This is a genomic window from Verrucomicrobiia bacterium (assembly GCA_035946615.1).
In the GTDB taxonomy this organism is placed as follows: Bacteria; Verrucomicrobiota; Verrucomicrobiia; order Limisphaerales; family UBA8199; genus DASYZB01.
The window spans coordinates 1-5,010 of sequence record DASYZB010000064.1; the positions used below are offsets into that span (position 1 = coordinate 1).

General features: G+C 58.9%; 8 protein-coding genes and 1 tRNA gene. 6 read left to right on the forward strand and 3 right to left on the reverse strand.

Translation table 11 applies throughout. From position 1 onward, the window contains the following. The 3 genes from VG146_10015 to VG146_10025 form a co-directional block, all read right to left on the reverse strand. On the reverse strand, positions 1 to 191 hold a 191-nt coding region (locus tag VG146_10015; GenBank protein HEV2392684.1), incomplete at its 3' end, for a hypothetical protein. A 13-nt stretch (positions 192 to 204) separates the two neighbouring features. Then, positions 205 to 657, reverse strand: a complete 453-nt coding sequence (locus tag VG146_10020) for a Lar family restriction alleviation protein (GenBank protein ID HEV2392685.1) — start codon at positions 655 to 657, stop codon at positions 205 to 207. A 189-nt stretch (positions 658 to 846) separates the two neighbouring features. Then, positions 847 to 1,152, reverse strand: coding sequence for a hypothetical protein (locus VG146_10025; protein ID HEV2392686.1), 306 nt, complete (start codon positions 1,150 to 1,152; stop codon positions 847 to 849). Positions 1,153 to 1,363: 211 nt separating this feature from the next. Here VG146_10025 and VG146_10030 point away from each other — a divergent pair, with 211 nt between their 5' ends. From VG146_10030 to VG146_10055, 6 genes are all read left to right on the forward strand, one after another. Next, entirely contained in the window at positions 1,364 to 1,834 is a 471-nt protein-coding gene (locus VG146_10030) for a hypothetical protein (protein HEV2392687.1), read from the forward strand. A 218-nt stretch (positions 1,835 to 2,052) separates the two neighbouring features. Next, positions 2,053 to 2,127, forward strand: a tRNA-Val gene (locus VG146_10035). Between the two features lie 77 nt (positions 2,128 to 2,204). Further along, the gene (locus VG146_10040; GenBank protein HEV2392688.1) at positions 2,205 to 3,527 is read left to right on the forward strand and encodes a site-specific integrase; all 1,323 of its coding nucleotides are present in this window, start codon (positions 2,205 to 2,207) and stop codon (positions 3,525 to 3,527) included. Positions 3,528 to 3,697: 170 nt separating this feature from the next. Continuing rightward, on the forward strand, positions 3,698 to 3,979 hold the full coding sequence (locus VG146_10045; protein ID HEV2392689.1) for a type II toxin-antitoxin system RelE/ParE family toxin: 282 nt from the start codon (positions 3,698 to 3,700) through the stop codon (positions 3,977 to 3,979). Positions 3,980 to 3,984: 5 nt separating this feature from the next. After that, positions 3,985 to 4,284, forward strand: coding sequence for a HigA family addiction module antitoxin (locus VG146_10050; protein ID HEV2392690.1), 300 nt, complete (start codon positions 3,985 to 3,987; stop codon positions 4,282 to 4,284). A 358-nt stretch (positions 4,285 to 4,642) separates the two neighbouring features. Beyond that, positions 4,643 to 5,010, forward strand: a 368-nt coding sequence (locus VG146_10055; GenBank protein ID HEV2392691.1) for an ISAzo13 family transposase, incomplete at its 3' end; no start/stop codon positions are given.

The following is a 5,010-nucleotide window of genomic DNA, read 5'->3' on the forward strand; positions in this document are numbered from 1 at the left end:
GAGCCAGAATGCTGTTGTTGTAATTTCTCAGCCAGTGCTCCCTGGGTTCTCACGAAAAGTGCCCGACTTCTTTGGATCGCCCGCGATAGCGCGCCGGTGTATGCTGTTTTAATCGAAATTGAACACCCTTCAATTCCCTGGGCAACTTCAGTCTGGTTGGCGCATATGTGCGTGATCAGTCCCACAATCATTCAGCAACGAGGCTCACCCTAATCGGAGGCTATGCCGGGTGAGCAATGCCGCCAGCCTGGCACGAGACTGTGCCGCCGCTGTCTGGGCCTCGGCCATCTCCTCCGCCCTGGCAGCCTGGAGTTGTGGCATGATTTCCTCGACGTTGCGGCGGATGCGTTGAAGTTGTTTTTGTTGACGCGCCCGTTTCAGATTGCGACGGCACGCTCGGCGCTTTTTGGCTGTGCTGATACCTTTCGTAGCCAACCCGCCGTGATACGACGGGCCGCTCTGCCGCAAATTCCACCACCGGAGGGCTTGGTCGGCGGTTTGCCACACGGTGGCGACCGATGCGCGGCAGCACCGACATTGAACCCCGAAGCGCCCGTCGTCCGCTCGTTTGACTTCCGCCTGGCTCGCGCAGAAGGGGCAGGTTTTAAGTTTGATCGCTGGTTGGTTGGTCGTGGCGGATTCGTTTGATGTGTTCATTACCCTCTATATACGCTGGCGTGGTGATGCAATCGGGCGCGTCAAGGGGGATCGTGCAGAAAGAAGACAGCGGACCTGCGTTGCCTGTTCTGCAAGAAGCATTTGTCGTGAACCACGCAGATGGCAGCACTTTTCTCGCTGCCAGCGTGCGCTCCGCGCCACTTTGGTCCAGGTCGGGCGCTCAAAATATTATACCGTCGTCAAAAACGACCCTCCGATGCGCCGAGCAAATTTGGCTTTTACCAGCGGGTTCACCCGGCTGAGGACGCGCAGACGAAGCGCCCGGTTTTCCGTTCGTGTCGGGGGCTTATGGGCGGCGGCGACCATGTTGGCAACGCGCCAGGCGCTTACGGGTTCGGGAGCCTCTCGGAGCACAGCGAGAATCTGCTGATCCAGTGGATGCTCCACCTGCCGGATGGGGTTGGCGATGAGCGTGCGCGCCGGAATGCCGACTGGGGGCGGGCGGAACGCCGGGTCGATGAGGATCGAGATCATGAACTATATACGAGTGCCGTCGCCTGCGAAGCTGCAAATACGAAGTTGGTTACCGCGCCTCATGAGCCGGCAGGAACGAGAACCCCCATTTCTCCTTGTGCAAGAATGGGAAGAACGCACTCCGAGCCGAGGTTGCGACCGCTGGCCACGCTTGCCATTTTGTTGATATGGCGATAACTCTTGCTCCCGAAAGGCGAACCGGGTGAGCGATATGGCTTGGCTTGAATTAACGTTTGGGAAGCACAAGGGTAAAACTCTACCCCAAATTATCTTCAGCGATCCCGATTACTTCTTTTGGGCGATGGAGGAAGGGGTTTTCCACCACAAGGGCGGGTTGGAACGGCAGGCCCAGGAAATCTATCGCAAGGCCACTTCCATCAAAGTCCCGGCACTTGGGGATGAGGAGCATGTTGCCGAATATGCAGTTCACCCAGGTATGAGGGGCTGTGTCGGGATTGAACTTGTGCCCTGCTCACGACCACAGCATCAAGGCTCAACACAGACATTCCGAAAGCCCGTGATTGACATGAGCGTTCCTCGGCAGCTCGCCGATTACGACAAACTAGGCTACCGGATATTCATCAGATCGCTCAAATTCTATCTGTTTGGTGATGAGCACTGCCGCCTCACAAAACAGGTTTGCGAGCGGTTCTTCGATGACCCGAACAATTTTGTTACATAGTCGTCGGCTTGGCTTCAGGACCTGACGTTGCATTCCTTTTATCTGGCTCTTACGTTGTCGATACTGCACTGGCAGAGCACTTCCCATTCTGACAATTGTCCTGAAACGGCCCGTTTTTGGGCTTGCCTTGCCCCTGAAAAAGGGCAATGTTACTCGCTCGCAAAAGCTGCGAAAGACCATGAAAAACAAGCCTTTTCAGAGGTCTTCCAGCGAGGGTTGCGCGGTTAGCTCAGGGGTAGAGCACTTCCTTGACACGGAAGGGGTCGCAGGTTCAAATCCTGCATCGCGCACCAGTTTTCCTTGGGAAAACGATGATCCGTCACAGTCAACCCAAGAAACCCCCAACATTTCGGGGAGTTTAGAGAGGAAAATGAGATTCCCGCAACGGCTGCGACACAACGGCAAGGGCAAGGCCCTGGCGACCATTTACAAGCGGGCTGACTGCTACCGCCTCTATTGGCGTTGCCGCGTTGACGGGAAGCCGGTAAGCCGGAGTAAGGACTTCGCACTGTACTCCGAGGCCGCCGGCGAAGGGGCAACACTGGTCAAGCAGCTTGCCAGGGCTGATAAGGCCGCAACGTTCAGCCCGGGGCAGGCTTCCGACGCCCAGGCCGCCCTTGAACGGTTGCAACGCCACTTCACGGCCACAGGGCAACGGGTATCGCTCCTGGCAAGCGCCAGCGAATTTTGCGAGGCGTCGGCCTTGCTACACGGCCAGAGCATTTGCGGCGCGGTCAGAGCCTACCTGGCGACGGTCGCCAGCGTGACCCGCAAGGACGTTGCCGAGGCAGTTGAAGAATTGATTGCCTCAGAGCAGCCCCGAACAGTGGCAATCGAAGGCCAAAGGGCGCAGGTCTCCATGAAGTACGCTTACAACGGGGCGATCATGCTCCGGCGATTTGCCAGCGCATTCCCGGCCACTGCGGTTTGCGACCTTGGCAGGCAGCATCTCGATGCCTTCATCGCCAGCTTGGCTACAGTCAGCGGCAAGCAGGGGCCGGTGAAGTCGGCCAAGGCCAGGAACCATTATCGCGCGGTTGTCCGCCACTTCCTGACTTGGGCTGTGCGCAAGGATTACCTGCAGCCGAACCATCGCCTCAATGAAGCCGATAAAATGCGCCCCGAGCACGCCAACACCGCGGAGGTTCAGATTTATACGCCAACACAATTCCGGGCGCTGCTCGAGGCCGCACAAGGGCCATCCCGGGCGATGATTGCCATTGGCGGCCTGGCCGGTTTGCGCACCCAAGAATTGTTGCGGCTCGATTGGGCGGACCTTTGGCGCGTGGCGGGCCATATCGAAGTGACAGCGCAGAAGGCAAAGACGCGCCAGCGTCGCCTGGTGCCCATCTGCCCTGCCTTGGCCGCGTGGTTGCGACCATTCAGGCAATTCGCGCAAAGGGCCAGTGCGCTTACTAAGCGAAGGGAACTGGCAAAAACATGTCGGGAAGCTCTGCGATGCCGCTGGTGTGGCCGCAAGGACAACGGCTTGCGCCACTCCTTTTGCAGTTACGCCTTTGCGCTTCATGGCGAGATACAGGCCGCCCAACAAGCTGGCCACGCCCCCGGGATGCTGCACGCCAACTACAAGAGCCTGGCCACGGCCAAAGAGGCCCGGGCTTGGTTCGCTGTGCGACCTGCCAAGGGCGAGGGCAACGTGATTACACTGCCCGCGCGGCAGGAGGGTCAATGAAACAGGCTGCCAAGCGTGAAGGCCGGGCGCCGGCGGCTGTTTTTGTGGAGCGCAGTGAAGCAGGCCGTGCTCTCCGGCGGCCTGGAATGACGCCGCGAAAACCAAGACGGCGCAATAACCCGCAACGCCCGCTTGACGTTGCATAACGCATGGCGTTATAGTGCCCGCAGATGATACGCAGCTTCGCGTGCAAGGAAACCGAGCGGCTGTTCAACGATGAACCGGCACGGCGGTTGCCCCAGCAGATTCAGCGCGTGGCGCGGCGCAAATTGCTCCTGTTGCATCAGGCGCGGCGCCTGAATGACCTGCGCGCGCCGTATGGCAACCATTTGGAAGCCCTGAAAGACGACCGAAAAGGCCAGCATAGCATCCGCGTCAATGATCAGTGGCGGATTTGCTTCCGCTGGCAAGGCGAAGATGCGTTGGACGTTGAAATTGCGGACTACCATTGAACACTATGAAAACGACCAAACTGCCCCCGATTCATCCGGGCGAAATTCTCCGCGAAGAATTCATGAAACCGCGCGGCTTGTCGCAGAACGCTTTGGCGCGGGCCTTGAACGTGCCTCCCCGCCGCATCAACGAAATCGTTTTGGAAAAACGCGCCATCACGGCGGACACCGCGTTGCGCCTGGGGCGCTTCTTTGGCACGAGCGCGGAAATGTGGACGGGCTTGCAGGCCGACTACGACTTGCGCCTGGCGCGTTACCACAAGGCGCGAACCATCGAGCGCGAAGTCGAACCGCTCGCGGCCTAAGCTGCCTGGCTATTCACGTGTAGCCACCCCCAGGCCGTTCCGGCTTAACTGGCCTTGAACCGCGCAATGCCCAGGCCCCTTTCCGCCAAGGTTGACCCCCCGTTTTTAAGGAAATTCTGCGAGCCGGTTCCGTCGGGGAGGGTTTTCGTTTACACTACAGTCCCTTTTTTCCGGGGATAGTGCCACCCCTCCCCCCAAGTTCACCCAACTTTTTGGGGGTGTTTAGCGGCTCACCCAAGCTTCCCCCAAGCCGGTTTTGGCCACCCAACAAAACCCAAGTTTCTTGTGCGTAATGCTAAGGTTGCGTCAATAAATAACATTTACAAGTCCGTAGGAACCTGCTACCTATGGCGGCGGCATGGTTCCTATCCGTGACATTCGAGACAAGTTGATGCGAATCTGGCCCCACCTCAACGAGAGATCCCGCCGTATGTTAGCCGCGACCGAGGCGTTGGAACTAGGCTACGGGGGCGTGTCGGTAGTCAGCCGCGTGTGCGGACTATCGAGGGTGACCATCACTAAAGGGATCAGCGAGCTGTCAGCGCCGCCTTTGCCGGAGGCACGCATTCGGCGAGCGGGGGGAGGACGTTTGAACTTGGTGGTCCGCGACCCCAAACTTCCAGAGGTTTTAGACTTGCTCGTTGAACCGCTCAGCCGAGGCGATCCGGAGTCACCGTTGCGCTGGACCTGCAAAAGCACGCGCACGCTGGCGGGCGAACTGACCGG

What these genes read in the sequence shown, in the direction of transcription:
- VG146_10030 (HEV2392687.1), top strand. Translation starts at nt 1,364, where the DNA reads ATGGCTTGGCTTGAATTAACGTTTGGGAAGCACAAGGGTAAAACTCTA.
- VG146_10025 (HEV2392686.1), bottom strand. Translation starts at nt 1,152, where the DNA reads ATGATCTCGATCCTCATCGACCCGGCGTTCCGCCCGCCCCCAGTCGGC.
- VG146_10045 (HEV2392689.1), top strand. Translation starts at nt 3,698, where the DNA reads ATGATACGCAGCTTCGCGTGCAAGGAAACCGAGCGGCTGTTCAACGAT.
- VG146_10050 (HEV2392690.1), top strand. Translation starts at nt 3,985, where the DNA reads ATGAAAACGACCAAACTGCCCCCGATTCATCCGGGCGAAATTCTCCGC.
- VG146_10040 (HEV2392688.1), top strand. Translation starts at nt 2,205, where the DNA reads ATGAGATTCCCGCAACGGCTGCGACACAACGGCAAGGGCAAGGCCCTG.
- VG146_10020 (HEV2392685.1), bottom strand. Translation starts at nt 657, where the DNA reads ATGAACACATCAAACGAATCCGCCACGACCAACCAACCAGCGATCAAA.